Origin of the sequence: Aquimarina addita, from assembly GCF_039539305.1 — a bacterium.
Taxonomy (GTDB): Bacteria; Bacteroidota; Bacteroidia; order Flavobacteriales; family Flavobacteriaceae; genus Aquimarina; species Aquimarina addita.
In genome coordinates this window covers 57,277-75,163 of the sequence record NZ_BAABCW010000021.1, presented here as the reverse complement: position 1 = coordinate 75,163, position 17,887 = coordinate 57,277, and the positions used below count along the sequence as shown (strand labels likewise).

Here is a 17,887-nt window from a genome sequence, read left to right as displayed (position 1 = left end):
TAGGTGGTAAAAGACTTAACTGATCTTGATCGTAAGTCTTGAAGATTACTTTGCGACTCATAATCTAAATTTACAAATAACCGAAATTTTATACAAAAAAAAGACTGCCTTTTTAGACAGCCTCTTTCTAAACAAACCTTAACACTTTTTATCTCAAAAATACTGCCCGATCCCAAATACAAATCCGTTAGTAGCATCTGCCGTGATTCCGTATCCGTAATCTATTCTAAACACAGCATTAAAAATGCGTTTATGCATAAATCGCAAGCCAACACCAGGGTACATCCTAAAATTCTGACTGTCTCCAAAATCTCCAAAGTCTCCACCGGGATTACGCCAACTCCCACTATCAATAAAAGCATTGCCCTGTAGTACAAACCATTTTTTATCCATCAATGTATGTCGATATTCTGTATTGAGCACCAATACTCCGGTACCTCGATCAATAATATTACCAACCCCTCTAATATTTAAGTTATTGTCTACAGCAAAGGGGGCAAAAGGAGTTGCTGCATTTGTTGCTAACCCTAATCGTAATCGAGATGCCCAATTTCCTTTAGCTCCTACTCTTCTGTAATACAAAAAATCATTCCAGCCGATTACAAAATTGGTCAAAACATCATCAGTACTGTGTACATATTGAAAATTAAGAAGGCTCTTAAAGCCTGAAACGTATTGAAAATGGTAATCTAAATTATTGTATTCATAAATCAATTTGTATAATATTTTATCAACGTTTAATTCTCGTGGAACATCTGGAGCAGTAGCACCACTTTTATAAGTATAATCTTCATTAAAATAATTAACTCCTAGTTCTATACGATTTCTAAAATCGATCTGATATAATCCCAATACTTCATAAGAAGTATTGTTATATCTGTAATCTGCCGTTCCATCTGTTAAAAAAACAGGTTCTTGCGTCGTTAAATTCTGAAAATTTAATGCAAAGCCTAAAGATCGACTAAAGGCAAATGGAGCTCTTAGATTAACTCCATAAGAACTATAAATATCATCTTGATAAAATCCTCCGAATGTAATGTTTTGACCCAATAAATTAAACTCATACAATCCGACTCTAAAAGCAAATTCATCATCATTTGTTGTATACACATTTGCAGAAGGAATAATAGTAAAATTTTCTGCTATGGTATACTTTACTTCATATCCTTCTGCTATTTTTTTTACGGTGTAATCTGCATGAGCAATAGAAGGCAACCTCTTTAAGGTACTAATATCCTGTCTAATGACTAATGAATCTAAAGGAGCTCCTTCTCTAATCTTGATTATTTTAAGCAGAGCAGCAGTTTTAGTTTTTTTATGACCTTCTATAGTCAGTTCTGTAATAGTATGTTGTTGTGCAACCACAGTGTAACAGAAAAACAATAAAATAACGAGTAATTGATTTTTCATAAACTTATGGTATCATATTTTTTTTTCAGTAAATAAATTAACCCAATTGTCTTCGCTTACGCCCATTAATGTAAAAGTATAGGGAGTCGAGGAGGTCAAATCAGGTGGCGTATTATCGGTAATATTAAGCACCACATTATCGGTTACATAATATTGAAAGGTTTTTTCTATCGTATAGGTACCAGATAATAGGGAATTGTCTGTATCAGAAACTACCTGAAAATAAATAGTACTATCCTCATACACCCCATCTTGCCAAGAGAAAACTGGGTGTGCTGCTACGGTATCATCAATAGTTACTGTATCTGCAAATTCTGTAGGTTTAGTTAAATGTTTCAATCGAATGGGATTAGAAAGATGTAAGGTATCATTTTCAAAAAAAGTAATGATCACCCATTTCTCTTCAGGCGTTATCCGGGTCATTTTTTTTAGATATCCATTAAATACATCTTCAGGTTCTAATAGTACTTGTTGATATTGCTGATAATCACTTTTATCTACGGCAATGTCAGTAGTCTCATAATATCTGATATCAGTTGTCTCTGGTCTTGGATAAACATATGCAATAATAGTATTTTCGGTGGTAGTTGAGGAAGCACAAGCAATTACATTATCCATCACAATTGTATGCTTCCTAACCAGCGTATCCAGAGATTCCTCAATAACCAGATTATTATCTGTATTACAAGACAGGAGCCCCAGGCATACTATACTGATAAAATATATTCTATTCATTGTTATATAGAGATCGTATTAATATTTCTGCTGGTTTATTTTGAACTGTAAACCTATTATTTGCTACACCTCCTACTTCGGTATGGTTATGAAACCATTTCCAAAGAAATCCTCCTGCAAACCATGATTCCTGCCAGAATTCCTGATACAAAGCACTTAATGCCCGATGCTGAGCCTCCATATTGAGATTACCTGCTATTCTATTAGCATCCCAAGGTTCTTTTGCCGTATAATCCACACTTCTATATCCATACTCAGTAAACAATACTGGTTTTTGCACAGAAGCCTGGAGTGCTTTGATCTTACTCTTATGAGGTTGCCACCCACTTCTCAACGCAGTTATTGTTGGTGATTTACTCTCAGAAAGAGGAAAATAAGCATCAATTCCTATGTAATCAAGTTGATTCCAAAAAGGTACAACCGCAAACCGATCCCAATTCTCCGCATAGGTGAGTTCTCCACGATATACTGATCGTATATTCATAATCAACTGATTCCAAAATGCCGGTCTTTTTTCTACAAACGTATGCAGTTCTGTACCAATACACACTAATGGAACGTTCATTTCTTCTGCAAGACGGGCATACAACATAATAAAATCCTGATATGAATTTTCAAAAGTCTTCCAGTCTTCTTCTGATTTCATATCAATATTACCTGTAAACTCGCCTTTCCATACCCATATCTGAGGCTTTAGCATTACTTTGATTCCTTTTTGGTTCAGTAATTCAATTGTTCGCTTTGCTCCATCTGCTCGTTCTCCCCACCACTGTCGATCTACATTAAATGTAACCAGCGGTTCTTGTAGATTTTTTACAAATCCAAAAGGCATAACCGCTGCCCAATTTGCATGTATATTCAATACAGGTGCTATATGAGTTTCATTAATCTCTTGTGGAGATGCTACAAAACTAACTCCATTTATTTTTGACCGTTGCCCTGAACAATTACAAAAAATAATACCAATCAGCAGTAAAAAAAATCTCTTCATCGTTATTTCAACATTTATACTGCTGAAAATACAATTTTTATCTCATTCTAAAACAAGGCTCTTAATCCCAAACTAAATGTTTGTCCTAAACCTGTACTGGTTCCTCTTACAAATTTCCCATAAGAAACTTCGATATTTAAGACCTCCGTTAATTGATATTTTCCCCCCAGACCTAATTGTGTATAATCCTGAGAAAAATCATTTCCTAAATCAATTAAAAAGGCCTGCTGTGCATTTATAAAAACCGTAGATTTTGAAGATGGAAAATAACTTAAAAAAGCACTAAGCGGCAAAAACATACTATTATTAGCAAATCGTTCTCCTATATTTTCTGTTTCCGGATCTGCATCTGCTGACTTTTCTCCAAAATTAAATCCAAAATCTGCTTCTGTAAATATTTGCCATTTATTACCTCCAAAGGTTTTATCATAGAAAAATTTTGTTTCCCAGAAATAGCTTCTCTTATCCAGATAAACGGCATTAGGCTCATCCTTAAAAACCGGTATATAAAAAGAACTGGTAAAAGAGAAATTAGCTATATTTTTAAAAGGCTGTACTCGTATAGAAGGTGCAATAGTGGTTAATCCACTTCGAGTTGCTGTTTTATTATTTTCAAAACTAAAAACATCTAAAGCATCTCCTCCGATTTTATTAGATCGTATCTGAAAAATCACCCCTACATTGATCCTGGAATTTTCACTAACACCCGTATAAATCTCGTTAGTATTTGTAAAAAATGTTCCTCTGGTATTATCTGACGTATTTCCATCAGCATCTGCTACTTTAGTTTCTGTATACAATCCATTAAAGAATTTTACATCCCATTGTCCTTTGCTCAATAACTTAGAGGGTGTATATTCTTGTACATTAGATATTTCAGTATCCTCCTGCGCTGATGTGATTGCACTGAGACATAGTATTAAGAGTGCAGTGATGCTATTTTTAAATAATTTCATAATGATGCGTACTTTAGATGATCCAAACCGTCTGGCCTATATTGCCTCCTTGCTTGTAATTAGATGTTAATGATTAAATACTATTTAGACTCCAGTTATATGGATAATATGAGACTTTAGCATCTGTAGGAATTTTTTCTTTTCTAAATTGATTGATATACTCTACTTCTGAGCCATTCTGAGTAAAATCTCCTTTATACCATTCGAATATTTGAGAAAGCTGAACTTTCTTTCCTTTCACTTTGATAAAATTTGGATTATTAAGAGCAATTGTAGCTTGTCGCTGTAACTGCTTCTCTAGTGTAACTGGTTGATAAGCCTCTGCAATGATCGGAGGGCACCCCAATCCGGCACAGACTAAAACGAAGTGAAAACGTGGTTCTTCAGGATATACTTTACGAAGTAATTTATTCTCTAAATCGTTTAATGTTGTCTTTTTTCCTCCTAGCGTGTAAGTAATCTTATCAAAAAAACCTTTAACATCTAGTGGAGACTTGGTAGGGTAGTTATTCACAACACCTTTAATAACAGCCAGATTATATGCATTAATATAAAAAGCCTGATAGGTTTTTGGGTCACTGGTAGTTACTTGTATATCTGCCGCAATTGTTAATAATTGATCTAAGGACGCAGGATCTTTTTTTATCGTTGCATAGTCTACTTTTCCATTAGAAACATACTTTTTAAAGAATGCGTCTGATTTTGAAAAAAACGTTGCTGTATTTTGTGAAAATCCCAGCGAAGTTGTAAGAAAAGTGATAATGATGATTATATTTTTCATAGTTTCTTAATTTTAAACCTCCCTTCTAAAAGGTTGTATGAATATGATCTAAATAGTTTACTTTTAAAAGTAGTATTATATCGCGATAACAGGGGTTGAGTCGAAGTGTTAGTGTGCTACTTACAAATTATTATTATTTTAGGTTATAGTGAGCCATGATATTAGTCGTATCGATGTAACATTTTAATTATAAAAATCAATCTCCAGCCCTTTCTTCTAAAATAAAATAAGAGTATCACTCTTTGAAAAAAGATCTGGAGGAATATTATATCTAATAAAAAGATCAACATATACATGTATCATCTATTGATTTTTTAAACAGATATTTATTCCCTTACACAAAAACTCGTTTTTAGATTGATTCTAAATTATTCAAAAAGATTAAGTTCTTATATTTATAAACGACATATCACAAGAATAATATCCTTTCACACGACAGACGATATTGAATAACTCACAATTCTATGGAACATATTGCAATTATAGGTAACGGAATTTCAGGCGTTACTGCTGCCAGGCATATTAGAAAACTATCTGATAAAAAAATCACTATTATCTCTGGAGAAACTGATTATTTCTTTTCTCGTACAGCCTTAATGTATATTTATATGGGGCATATGAAATTTGAACATACGCAACCTTATGAAAATTGGTTTTGGAAAAAAAACCGGATTCAGCTAAAAAAAGGGTTTGTTTCTAAGATAAAGCATGAAGCGAACGAGTTAGTTTTTGAAAATGGAGAAACACTTGCATATGATCAATTGATTATCGCCACCGGTTCTAAACCTAATAAATTTGGATGGCCGGGACAGGATCTTGATGGCGTTATGGGAATGTACCATAAACAGGATTTACAAAAATTAGAAAAATATGCTCCTAATAATACAGTGTGCAAACGGGCTGTAATTGTAGGAGGCGGGTTGATTGGTATTGAATTGGCAGAAATGCTAAATTCACGAAATATCCCTGTAACATTTTTAGTCAGAGAAAATAGTTTCTGGAATGGTGTTTTACCTCCCGGAGAATCTGCTATGATTAACCGACATATAAAGAATCATCATATCGATCTTCGTCTGGGTGTAAATCTTAAAGAGATTATTGCAGATGACCACGGAAAAGTAAAAGCGGTTGTAATACCAGAAACAGGAGAAACGATTGAATGTGATGTGGTGGGATTAACTGCAGGAGTTTCCCCCAATATTGATTTTTTAAAGGAATCCGGCATTGAATTGGGTCGTGGAGTCAAAGTAAATCGATATCTGGAAACTAATATCCCTAATATATATGCTATTGGTGATTGCGCTGAGCAACACGAAGCTATTGGAAACAGAAGACCTATTGAAGCCGTGTGGTATACAGGTAGAATGATGGGCGAAACCGTCGCACAAACTATCTGCGGAAATAAAATAGAATATAAGCCCGGACACTGGTTTAACAGTGCTAAGTTTTTAGACATAGAGTATCAGACCTATGGCTGGGTTTTTGGGAAACCCAAGGAGTATGAACAACAATTTCACTGGATCCATACCGATGATACTAAATGTATTACCGTATCCTATCATAGAGAAACCAGAGAATTTCTTGGCATCAACACCTTTGGTATAAGAATGCGACATGAAATATTTAATGCTTGGCTAACCGAAAAAAGAGATGTTGACTATGTCATGGCAAATCTTGCACAGGCTAATTTTGATCCGGAATTCTATGTGACGTATGAAAGCGAAATTCTTTCTGCTTTTCAAAATCAACTCGCAAGCGCTTAATAAAACCTATAAAATCACACGAATCTTATAGAATTATAAGGTTTGATAAAAATTAAAAAAATGAGTAACAAATTAGATCATAGTATGTCTCTTGCTAATCCAAACGCGAAAGGGATATCCACAAAACAAAAAATAGCATTAGCCTTAGGTTTCATAGGTTTCTTTATATTAATTCTTGCATTATTGAACACTAATTTCCCTAATCAAGGATTATTTTTAACATTATCATTACTGCTTATTTCTGCTGGTATTGTAATGTATGCTCACAATGCTTATCTCACAAAGTTAGAAGGAATTAAGAATGATGGTGTTTGGTTTAAATCTATTTCCTCACGAGGAATACTTGGATGGTTAACCGGCGTAGGATTAACCTCCTTTTATATTGTACTGTATTTCAAAGCAGAATTATTAGGACTAGGTAGTGATGGAAATGCGAATACAGGGCTGATAGGCTTATTTGATCCATTGAGTTATTTATTGAGCGGGCGACCTGCCAGTCAATGGTTTGTATATGGTACCCTTTATACTGTGGCAATCTTAGCTTTCGGTTATAAATTTATGCTTAAATATCGTCATAATCGCTACGAACAATTACGTACGGGCTCTGTCATGTTTTTCCAATTAGCCTTTGCTTTCTTAATTCCGGAATTTATGGCGAGATTAAATTCTGATGATTTTCAATTACCATATTATGATTTAAAAAATATCTGGCCTTTAAACTACTATAATTTTGAGCAGTATAGGGTAGATGAGTTTATAAACGCAGGAAATATTGGGTTAGCACTTTTAATATTTGGAATCGTTTCTATATTTGTGATTACTCCCATTTTAACCTATAAATATGGAAAGCGTTGGTATTGCTCCTGGGTATGTGGATGTGGTGGATTGGCAGAAACTGCTGGAGATTCGTTCAGACAATTATCAAGTAAAAAGCTAAGCGCATGGAAACTAGAACGCTGGCTAATACATGTAGTTCTCGTCTTTTCTGTTGTCATGACAACTGCTGTAATTTCAACATATTTAGGTTATGATTCTGAAAAATATTGGTTAACAAAAGATGCTTTTATTTTTAGTGTAGCCGCATTTTTGACATTAGTGATTTCTGGAGTATTTATTTTTAAAGGAAAAGAACTTGGTAAAGATGTAAAATACGGGGCTGTAGGCTTTTTTGTAGTAATTTTATTCTTGATAGGCATTTATTATACAGGAACCACTTCAGAAATTTTCTTTATTAAAGCAGAAACCTTGAGATCTGCTTATGGTTTATATATAGGCTCTATATTTTCTGGAGTGATTGGAACAGGTTTTTATCCAATATTAGGTAATCGTGCTTGGTGTCGTTTTGGATGCCCTATGGCCGCAATCCTAGGTTTTCAGCAGCGGTTATTCTCAAAATTTAGAATCACTACTAATGGCGGACAATGTATCTCTTGTGGAAATTGTTCTACCTATTGCGAAATGGGAATTGATGTGAGAGCTTATGCCCAAAAAGGAGAAAACATAGTACGTTCTAGTTGTGTAGGTTGTGGAATCTGTTCAGCAGTTTGTCCAAGAGGCGTTTTGAAATTAGAAAATGATACCCTTGACGGACGAATTAATTCTAATGAAATCTTATTAGGAAATGATGTTGATTTAATGGATTATGTAAATCAGAAATAATAAAGATCTCATTTAATTATACATAGCTGCATGCATCTAATGGTAACCTAACTCTGGTTACAAGTTAATTGTAATAAGGAATCAATATGTTTTTCACAACTAACTTGTAACCAATATGTGTTACTATGCTATTTGACCTAAAGGAAAATATAAACTAATGGTAGTACCTTTATTATACTCGCTGGTAACCTCAAAAGTTCCATTTTGCTTTTCTACCAGCTTTTTAGCAATACTCAATCCAAAACCAGATCCATTTTCATTCTCGGTCCCTGAAGTAGATTCGTTTTTATCCTGTAAAAACAGATTTCCTAGACGCGTTTTACACATTCCAATACCTTTATCAATAATGGCTATTTTTAATAAACCATCCAGCTTTTCTGACTGCACTGTAATATAAGATCCCCGATGAGAAAATTTGATAGAGTTAGCGATTAAATTTCTCAATACAGTTTCCATCATCGTAGGATTCATAAGAATTTCCAGATTCTTTGGTAATTTGTTGATTAAACTAATTTCTTTTGTTTTTGTAGTAAAATCAGAAAACTCAAAGACCCTTTCTACCACTTGAGAAATATCTTTTTTCTCTAAAACAACTTCAGCATTTTGTTTATAACTACTGCTCCATTTCATCAAATCCTCTAATAATTGATTTCCTTTACCTGCAGATTCTTTTAATAATGCTTTTATCTCTGCTTTCTCCTGTTGATCATCGGTTTGATCAATCATATCCACTAATAATTGTAGTTGATGAAAAGGGGTTCTCAGATCATGACCTATAATTCTAAAAAGTCGATCTTTTGATTGATTGATCTCGCTCAACTCCTCATTTTTAACCTGTATGATCTTATTTGCTTCTTTTAGTTTTCTATATAATCGAACCAGCATACGTTGTGAAAAATAGGCCAGCAAGGAACTGGAACTGACAATAACTCCATAAAAAACAAACTTTCCTACAGGAAATGCTGGTACAGCCAAGTAAGAAGAAACCATAAAAAACAAGTTGAATACTAATAAAATAACAATATGTTTTGCATGAACTAACATTCCGATACCAAACATCATTAAGGTAAGAATGATCTCTGCTTTTAAAAAGTAGGATTCAAAATGAACATTCGGATCCTGGATTCTTATAAGTACAGATAGCATCTGTCCTAATACGATCGTATATACAGGAATCGTATATACATCACCGCGACGTAGAAGTAAAAACCTATACAATAAAAGACAGGCAATCATAACTCCAAGATAAAAAATATCTCTCCAGAAATATGGTGTAAACCCACCTTCATTATACTCTACTACGGCATCTAATGCAACACCAGGAAATGCTACGAATAAGGTAGCACAAGATTCTTTATGCTTCCCGAAGAAAGTAGATATCCCTTGAAATATTGTTTTAATGTTCATACGCATCTTTTTTAAGAAGCCCTTATTAAAACTAATCAAATAACAATATAATGCTATTCTTCCCCAACTAGTATGAGGGCAAGGTATAACTAATTTAACAAATTAGCAAGAAAAAACTTACTTCATGAATATATAATATCGATTAAATACACTTAAACAAGATATAATGCGTTAAAAATAAAGATTGACAGCGGTTCCTTTATGTAATTCACTTTGAATTTCTAATCTTCCCTGTTGCTTTTCTATCAATCGTTTAGCAATACTTAATCCATAACCCGTACCTTTTTCATTATTGGTTCCTGGTGTTGACCTGTTTTGATCACCTGCAAAAAGATGATTTAAGTTCTCTTCATTCATTCCTACGCCTTGATCTACTACACTTATTTTTAATTGATTTTCTATGAATTCAGAAAAAATAATAATCTCGGATTCCCGGTGGGAAAATTTAATAGAATTAGACACAAGGTTTCTAAAAACAGTTTCCATCATCGTCTGATTTATATTCAGCTCTAAACTTTTAGGTAACTTATTAGTTAATCTAATATTTTTAGTTTCTGCTTTCATTCGTAAGAAGGAAAATACGCGTTCTACTATTTCATGTATTTTTTGTTTTTCCAAAATCACCTTAGATTGCTCTACATAGGTTTTACCCCAACTTAATAAATCTTCTAATACTAGATTTCCCTTATCGGCAGACTCATTGATTAATAATTGTAGTTCATCTTTTTCTTTTTGCGTGTCAGCCTCTCCCATCATTTTAGTTAATTCTTTGAGCTGGTAAAATGGAGTTCTTAAATCGTGACCTATGATTCTAAAAAGTTGATCTTTAAAAACATTCATTGCTTTTAATTCCTCATTCTGGATGTTAACCAGATCTAATGCATTTCTTCCTTTTCGTCTCACATGGATAAAAGCTCGTTGACTTACATAAGCCAATACTCCTGCACTGCTAACTAAAATACCGTAATACAAAAATTTTTCTGTAGGGTATTCCTTTCCTACGGTAAATGAACAAAATACAATATATATAAAGTTAAGAATCAACATAACTGTGATATGCTTAAAGTGTACTAATTGACCAATAGCAAAAATGAGAAGCACAAAAAGAAGTTCGCTTTTAAGAAATAAAGATTCAAATGGAAAATAGTTAAAATGTATCTCGAGTACTGCTGTTAAGAAAAGAGCTAACATGATAGAATATACTGACAAAACCAACAAAGAGGATTTTTTTAAAACTGAAAGATGATAAAGACCATAGCAAATTAGAATAAATGCCGTATTGCATATATCTCTAAAAAAATATACATCAAAACCCCTTGCATTATAATGAACCAAAGCGTCAATTAATAAACTAGGTATTACAATCAATAATACCGTAGACATAACGCGATCTGGTCTGAAAAGAAAAGGCAGCTTTTTAGAGACTTTACTCATGTATATTTATTGTTTATTATAGAAAGCCCCTCTATTAAAAATGAATATTAAGAAAATAGGTAATTATAAAATAATTAAAAGTAATGTAATAAAAATTAATGGATTACAGAAATACTATATATTTTCTCACAGTATTTAATAAATAAATTTTCTCCTATTTATATCATAAACTTACTTATAAAAAATCGTTAAAAAATACTCATACCTGGTCAAAAGTGTTTATTTCTGTTAGTATACATACTTCATTTCGTCTAAGCAATTCATTAATCTTACGTATGCTATGTATAAACTCTTATTTTTAGCTATTGCTTGTTGTTTTTGTACTGTTAAAATTAGTGCTCAAAAGGAGTATACCAGAGAATATTATGATAATGGCATTTTAAAAGCAAAAGGTTGGAAAATTGGAACGACAAAAACAGATTATTGGTTTCATTACCATCAGAATGGAGCGATTGCTGAACAAGGTGGATATAAAAACAATCAGAAAGAGGGATATTGGTATTTTCATTCTCAAAATCAAAAACTTAGTAAAGAAGGACATTTTAAAAATAATAAAGCCGAAAGTTGGTGGATTATTTACGATATTCACACCCTAAATAATAAAAATCGGATCATAAAAAAATATCAATATCAAGGTAATAAAAAGAATGGTTATGGTCTGTTATACAAAAATAACATACTTTTTAAAGCTGAAAAATACATCAATGACCAAAAAATTGCAGAATGGACAGATGTCTATAGTTTTAAGAAGGATAACCCTAGTGCTTCTTTGTAGATGAATCCCATAATAAAAGTTATAATCCCAGCCTTTAATGAAGAGGATTCAATACCTCTTGTAATTAAAGAAATCCCTGATAACGTTGCAGAAATCATTGTAGTGAGCAATGCATCTACAGATCGCACTGATATTGTTGCAAAAGAAGCGGGAGCTACTATACTTAGAGAAGAACGAATGGGATATGGATATGCTTGTCTCAAAGGGTTGGATTATATAAAAAGCCAACCACAAGCACCAGATATTATTGTCTTTATTGATGGGGATTATAGTGATTACCCAGCTGAGTTAACTGAAATTGTAGCACCTATCATAAATAATAATGTAGATCTGGTAATTGGAGCGAGAGACAAAAAGTTAAGAGAATCGGGCTCTATGACAATTCCACAAATTTTTGGAAATTGGCTGGCAACTTCGTTAATGAGACTTTTTTTTAATGCTACATTCACGGATTTAGGTCCGTTTAGAGCAATTAAATACGATAAACTCATCGCATTAGATATGCAGGATAAGACATATGGATGGACTGTAGAGATGCAACTAAAAGCTATAAAAAGAGGGATGACTTATACCGAAATCCCCGTTCATTATAAAAAGAGAATAGGTGTCTCAAAAGTTTCAGGAACCATAAAAGGTGCTATCTTTGCAGGCGTTAAGATTTTAAGTTGGATTTTTAAATATAGTTTTGCATAATGGATATTGCTATCATTGTTATTTATACATTGGCCTTACTCATAATTTTTTTGTATAGCTTAGCGCAGCTAAATTTACTCTTTAATTATTTAAAGTCAAGAAAACAGGATGATACTTCTCCTATGTTTGATCTTTCTAAAAAAGATGAAGTTCCTTATGTGACCATACAATTACCTGTATATAACGAGTTATATGTTATGGCTCGTCTGCTGGATAATATTGCGCTACTAGACTATCCAAAAGAAAAGTTAGAAATACAAGTACTGGATGATTCTACGGATGAATCAGTAAAAAGTACCAAAGCCCATATAAAAAGGCTTCAGAAAAAAGGATTAGATATAAAACATATCTGTCGGGAAGATCGATCTGGATTTAAAGCAGGTGCATTAAAAGAAGGGCTCGCTATTGCAAAAGGTGAATTCATTGCCATCTTTGATGCTGATTTCTTGCCGGGAAAAAATTGGCTATTGCAAACCATTCCTTATTTTAAAAATGATCGCATTGGAGTTGTTCAAACCAGATGGGGGCATATCAATAGAGATTATTCTATTCTGACTAAAATTCAAGCTTTTGCCTTGGATTTTCACTTTACTATGGAACAAGTGGGGCGTAACTTTAATAATCATTTCATCAATTTTAATGGAACCGCAGGTGTGTGGAGAAAAAAATGTATTGAAGATGCTGGTAACTGGCAAGGTGATACATTAACTGAGGATTTAGATTTAAGCTATAGAGCCCAGCTTAAAAAATGGAAATTTAAATATCTTGAAGAGGTAGAAACTCCCGCAGAACTACCAGTAGTTATTAGTGCCGCTCGCTCTCAACAATTTAGATGGAACAAAGGAGCAGCAGAAAATTTCCAGAAATTATATTGGAAAATGCTTAGAGATAAAACGGTTCCTTTTAAGACTAAATTTCATAGCTTTTTTCACCTACTCAATAGTAGCATGTTCTTATTAGTATTACTCGTTGCAGTACTCAGCGTTCCTGTTATGTACATTAAGAATAGTAACCCTATGTTTAGCTGGTATTTTAATGTCATTGCATTCTTTGCTACCAGTACCGTAATATTTTTCTTTTGTTACTGGCATACCTTTAAAAAAATTCATGGCAAAGGATTTTGGAGTTTTATAGAATATATAAAAATGTTTTTTACATTTTTCTCTATTGCCATGGGGTTCTCTGTTCACAATTCTATGGCAGTGCTGGAAGGTCATTTTGGAAAGAAAAGTGAATTTGTCAGAACGCCTAAATTTAATATGAATTCTATAAAAGATTCCTGGAAAGATAATAAGTATATCTCCAAAAATATATCCGGCAACACTATTATAGAAGCCTTATTAATGTGTTATTTTGGATTTGCTTTATATAGCGCTTTCTCTCTTCAGGATTTTGGATTATTTATTTTTCATGTAATGTTATTTATGGGGTTTGGGTTTGTGTTTTTTAAATCAGTTACTTCTAAGTTGTGATTTTACAACTCCAGAAATACAATATCATTTCTTTAGTATTTATTCTTCTTACCCTACTATTTTATTATAGTTTTGGGTATCAATTAGAGCGAACAGACTTTATAAAAATGTCTGCTTTGTGGATTGCTCTATTCTTTATCTACTATAAAATAATACAATCCAACTCAAACAGTCTAAAACTATTAGGTATTGTAGCATTAGCTGCCAGAATTATCTTTTTATTTGCAATCCCAAATTTATCACAAGATTTTTATCGATTTATCTGGGATGGAAGAATGTTATTAGAAGGACTCAATCCTTATCTTTCATTACCAGAAACGTGGGTTACAGAAGGTACAATACCGGTTGCTCAAGGAAAAGAACTCTATGAAGGAATGGGAGAGCTTAATGGCAGTCATTATACAAATTATCCCCCCATAAGTCAATTTTGCTATCTAATTGCTAGTGTTTTTGCCGGTAAAAGCATTCTGGGATCAGCCATTGTTTTAAGAATACTAATCATACTTGCCGATATTGGCGTGTTTTTTTATGGGAGAAAGTTATTAAACTCTTTACGACTACCTGAGCATAGAATTTTTTGGTATTTACTCAACCCTTTTGTTATTATTGAACTCACTGGTAATTTACATTTTGAAGGTGTCATGATCTTTTTTATCATTTGGTCACTTTACTTACTTCAGAAAGGACTATGGTATTGGTCTGCCATGGTTTTAGCATTAGCAGTTTCTGTAAAACTCGTCCCACTATTGTTTTTACCATTAGTATTTCAAAAGTTTATTGTAGGCTCACATCAACTAAGTCTCACACAAAGATTTCTAAAACTTTTTAGTTTTTACGTAATTGTATTACTTACAACACTACTTCTGTTTGCCCCCTTCCTTTCTAAAGAATTTATTGCTAATTTTAGTCAGACGATCGGGCTTTGGTTCCAGAATTTTGAATTCAATGCCAGTATCTATTATATAATACGATGGATTGGGTTTCAAACCGTCGGTTGGAATATTATAGAGACGGCAGGTAAAATTTTACCTTTGGTTATTATTGGTCTTCTTTTACTTTTAACTTTTTTCAGAAAAAATAGTAGTACTGTTGCAGTAATTACTGTGATGATGATCGGTATCTCCTGCTATTACTTTTTATCTACGACTGTACATCCGTGGTATATTGCTGTACCATTGAGTCTTTGCATTTTTACCAAATACAAATTCCCTATTGGGTGGTCTTTTATTATTATTTTAAGTTATACTGCTTATATAGATCCCAACTTTAAAGAAAACTTATGGTTCATTACTGCAGAATATCTGGTCGTGTTTAGCATCTTTATATATGAAATATGCCGAAATACTCAAAGAATTTCCTTAAAATCAATATATAGTTAAGGATTAAATAGTCAATAATATTTTGACATGAAAAGTATTCTGATAGGAATTTATTGAATGTAACATTCGTATTATAGCAATATCATCAGTAAGAATTGATGTAAAAACAGGTTCTTTTTCCATAGTTAGCCACCCATAACAGCAATTAATTTACGATGATTATTTACTACACATACAATACATCAAAGAAATATTTACAATGATTGGTATGAAAGTGATCAAACATTTATATCATCCCCAAATTAATCACTTCTTGCTCTGTAAGAATACGCCAATGACCTCGTGGAAGGTCCTTTTTTGTTAATCCGGCAAAAATGACTCTATCTAATTTTACTACCTTATAATTAAGATGTTCAAAAAGTTTGGTAACGATTCCATTTTTAGAAGACATTAATTGAATCCCAACTTCATTTTTTGAAGATCCTTCTACGTAAGAAATTTCATCTACTTTGATAAACCCTTCTTGAAGTTTTACTCCTTTCTCAATTTTCTGAAAATCCTCGAACTTCAGATTTCGATCTAATTCTACATGAAAAATCTTACGCACTCCCGTTTTATGATGGGTTAGCTTTTTCTCTAAATCCACATCATTGGTAAACAATAACAGTCCTGTAGTATTACGTTCTAACCTCCCAACAGGTTTTAGTACGTGCTTAGAAGCATTTGCCACCAAGTCCATCACTGTTCTTGTTTTTTCTGGATTTGTAGTGGTTACAAATCCTTTAGGTTTATTAAGAAGTACATATTCTTTTTTATATGGTGTAATTAATCGACCATCAAATTTAACCTCATCGGTAAGCTTTACTTTATATCCCATTTCTGTGATTGGCTTACCATTAACCCATACACTACCTGTCTGTATATATAAATCAGCTTCTCTTCTGGAACATACTCCAGAATTCGCTACATATTTATTTAGCCTAACCTCATTGGGATTAGACATCTTCTTAGGTGAACTCTGCTTCTTTTTTATTGGTGCATTGCCTCTTGCATACGATTTTCCTTTAGGACTCCCTCCCTGTCTTCCGCTACCACTTCCCTTTTTGGAATTATCTCCACGACTCATATCTTAAATTTTGTGCAAAGATAGTTTTTTCATTCTTAGTAAAAACCTACGATCGTTATTTTAAAACAGATGCGCTATCTTCATCCAATCGGATGGTGCTTTGACGTTCTCTATTTACTTGTAACTGAGTCACGTCTGGTCTGGAATAATGACCTACAGGATCAAAATTTTGTCGTTCTTGCAATACCCTACTAAAATCCAGTGTTTCTATAATCAACCCTTCTGTATGAAGAACGGGTGAGACTATCCATTCTCCATCGGGTCCTGCAATACAAGATCCTCCATTACCTAAAACATCAGGTGCTTTTTCTAAAATTTTATCTAAATGTGGTGTAGTCTTTGGAAAATCTTTTACACCCATCAAACTAGAAACAGAAATCACATAAGACCTTGATTCTCTGGCGATGAAACGAGTAATATCTTTGGTGTTATAATCACTCCCTGGCCAAACGGCTATATGCAAATTTTCTCCTTGCCCGTACAATGCTGCTCTAGGCAATGGCATCCAGTTTTCCCAACAGTTTAATCCTCCTACAGTAAATGCCTTCAATGAATGAACACGTAATCCATGACCATCTCCCGGAGACCAAGTAAGTCGTTCTTCATAGGTAGGTTGCAATTTTCGATGTACAGATTTAATATTGCCCAGTGTATCTATATATACCAGAGACGCATATAAACTATGTCCCCCGCGATCTAATGGTCGTTCTATAATCCCCAAATAGATGGCAATGCTATGGTCTTTAGCCAACTTACAAATCGAATCCAAATCTCCTTGTTCTATGCAAACAGCATTATGCGCATAATGTGCATGAAGTTCTTTCTGAATCTTATTATCAAAAGCTGCTCCATCCGTTAAAGCTATCCAAAAAGGATACCCTGGTAACAATGCTTCGCCAAAAACAATCAGTTCTGCTTTTCTTGACGCTGCTTCTACAATACTGTTTTCTATTTTTGCAAGCGTTGCATTTTTATCTAACCACACAGGTGATATCTGAGCCAATGCGACAGTAAGTAATTGATCTTTCATAAATACTATTTTCTATTAGTATGCGCTATATCGGTGTATGATTATAAGAACATAATTTTTATCTATGCTAATGTTTTCGCACTCCATAAAGTTATAAAATGAACTACAGAAAAACTCTCAAATAACAATAATCTAACATTCGAAGATTAGGGAAAATTCCGTTTTATTTATCAAAACACGTTTTAATTGATACAATTTCTCAAGAACAAGAGTAATCCTTAGATATATTCTAAATGTAAACTTATAAAAAGTATCAATATCTCAAAGTTCAATAAATGTTAAAACATATTCAATTTAACTCAAAGGTAAACTTTGTGACACAATCTCATAAAATAA

15 protein-coding genes are annotated in these 17,887 nt (G+C 33.1%); 6 read left to right on the top strand and 9 right to left on the bottom strand.

Annotation, left to right across the window (positions count from 1 at the left end; all coding sequences use genetic code 11):
* Window positions 1-153: 153 nt before the first annotated feature.
* The 5 genes from ABD816_RS18870 to ABD816_RS18850 form a co-directional block, all read right to left on the bottom strand.
* A complete protein-coding gene (locus tag ABD816_RS18870; RefSeq protein ID WP_344930041.1) occupies window positions 154-1,410 on the bottom strand; it encodes a POTRA domain-containing protein in 1,257 nt (418 codons plus the stop codon).
* 12 nt (window positions 1,411-1,422) lie between these two features.
* Window positions 1,423-2,145 carry a hypothetical protein gene (locus ABD816_RS18865; RefSeq protein WP_344930040.1) on the bottom strand — a complete coding sequence of 241 codons (723 nt, stop codon included), beginning with the start codon at window positions 2,143-2,145 and terminating at the stop codon, window positions 1,423-1,425.
* Window positions 2,138-3,136: a glycoside hydrolase family 113 gene (locus ABD816_RS18860; protein WP_344930036.1), complete on the bottom strand. Its 999-nt coding sequence runs from the start codon at window positions 3,134-3,136 to the stop codon at window positions 2,138-2,140. The genes ABD816_RS18865 and ABD816_RS18860 overlap by 8 nt, the downstream gene beginning before the upstream one ends.
* A gap of 47 nt (window positions 3,137-3,183) precedes the next feature.
* Window positions 3,184-4,092, bottom strand: coding sequence for a hypothetical protein (locus tag ABD816_RS18855; protein WP_344930033.1), 909 nt, complete (start codon window positions 4,090-4,092; stop codon window positions 3,184-3,186).
* A 73-nt stretch (window positions 4,093-4,165) separates the two neighbouring features.
* Entirely contained in the window at window positions 4,166-4,873 is a 708-nt protein-coding gene (locus ABD816_RS18850; protein ID WP_344930031.1) for a DUF547 domain-containing protein, read from the bottom strand.
* Window positions 4,874-5,337: 464 nt separating this feature from the next.
* On the opposite strand from ABD816_RS18850, the gene ABD816_RS18845 reads away from it, so the two are divergent.
* Both ABD816_RS18845 and ABD816_RS18840 read left to right on the top strand, forming a co-directional pair.
* On the top strand, window positions 5,338-6,636 hold the full coding sequence (locus ABD816_RS18845) for an NAD(P)/FAD-dependent oxidoreductase (RefSeq protein ID WP_344930030.1): 1,299 nt from the start codon (window positions 5,338-5,340) through the stop codon (window positions 6,634-6,636).
* Between the two features lie 60 nt (window positions 6,637-6,696).
* Window positions 6,697-8,295, top strand: coding sequence for a 4Fe-4S binding protein (locus ABD816_RS18840; RefSeq protein WP_344930028.1), 1,599 nt, complete (start codon window positions 6,697-6,699; stop codon window positions 8,293-8,295).
* A gap of 123 nt (window positions 8,296-8,418) precedes the next feature.
* Here the strand turns inward: ABD816_RS18840 and ABD816_RS18835 are convergent, their stop codons facing one another.
* Both ABD816_RS18835 and ABD816_RS18830 read right to left on the bottom strand, forming a co-directional pair.
* The gene (locus ABD816_RS18835; protein ID WP_344930027.1) at window positions 8,419-9,702 is read right to left on the bottom strand and encodes a sensor histidine kinase; all 1,284 of its coding nucleotides are present in this window, start codon (window positions 9,700-9,702) and stop codon (window positions 8,419-8,421) included.
* Window positions 9,703-9,873: 171 nt separating this feature from the next.
* Complete coding sequence (locus tag ABD816_RS18830) at window positions 9,874-11,136, bottom strand: sensor histidine kinase (RefSeq protein WP_344930026.1); 1,263 nt, start codon at window positions 11,134-11,136, stop codon at window positions 9,874-9,876.
* 280 nt (window positions 11,137-11,416) lie between these two features.
* Here ABD816_RS18830 and ABD816_RS18825 point away from each other — a divergent pair, with 280 nt between their 5' ends.
* Genes ABD816_RS18825 through ABD816_RS18810 form a run of 4 tightly spaced genes read left to right on the top strand, consistent with a single transcriptional unit; the run spans window position 11,417 to window position 15,455 of the window.
* Window positions 11,417-11,911 (top strand): toxin-antitoxin system YwqK family antitoxin, encoded by a 495-nt coding sequence (locus ABD816_RS18825; protein WP_344930025.1) that lies wholly within the window; start codon window positions 11,417-11,419, stop codon window positions 11,909-11,911.
* Window positions 11,912-12,604, top strand: coding sequence for a glycosyltransferase family 2 protein (locus ABD816_RS18820; protein ID WP_344930023.1), 693 nt, complete (start codon window positions 11,912-11,914; stop codon window positions 12,602-12,604). It abuts the gene before it with no gap.
* On the top strand, window positions 12,604-14,076 hold the full coding sequence (locus tag ABD816_RS18815) for a cellulose synthase family protein (protein ID WP_344930022.1): 1,473 nt from the start codon (window positions 12,604-12,606) through the stop codon (window positions 14,074-14,076). The genes ABD816_RS18820 and ABD816_RS18815 overlap by 1 nt, the downstream gene beginning before the upstream one ends.
* The gene (locus ABD816_RS18810) at window positions 14,073-15,455 is read left to right on the top strand and encodes an MptA/MptB family glycosyltransferase (protein WP_344930021.1); all 1,383 of its coding nucleotides are present in this window, start codon (window positions 14,073-14,075) and stop codon (window positions 15,453-15,455) included. The genes ABD816_RS18815 and ABD816_RS18810 overlap by 4 nt, the downstream gene beginning before the upstream one ends.
* Window positions 15,456-15,681: 226 nt before the next feature.
* Here ABD816_RS18810 and ABD816_RS18805 read toward each other — a convergent pair whose 3' ends face one another.
* Window positions 15,682-16,521: a pseudouridine synthase gene (locus ABD816_RS18805; RefSeq protein WP_344930018.1), complete on the bottom strand. Its 840-nt coding sequence runs from the start codon at window positions 16,519-16,521 to the stop codon at window positions 15,682-15,684.
* Window positions 16,522-16,576: 55 nt separating this feature from the next.
* On the bottom strand, window positions 16,577-17,551 hold the full coding sequence (locus ABD816_RS18800) for a carbon-nitrogen hydrolase family protein (protein WP_344930017.1): 975 nt from the start codon (window positions 17,549-17,551) through the stop codon (window positions 16,577-16,579).
* Window positions 17,552-17,887: the final 336 nt, after the last annotated feature.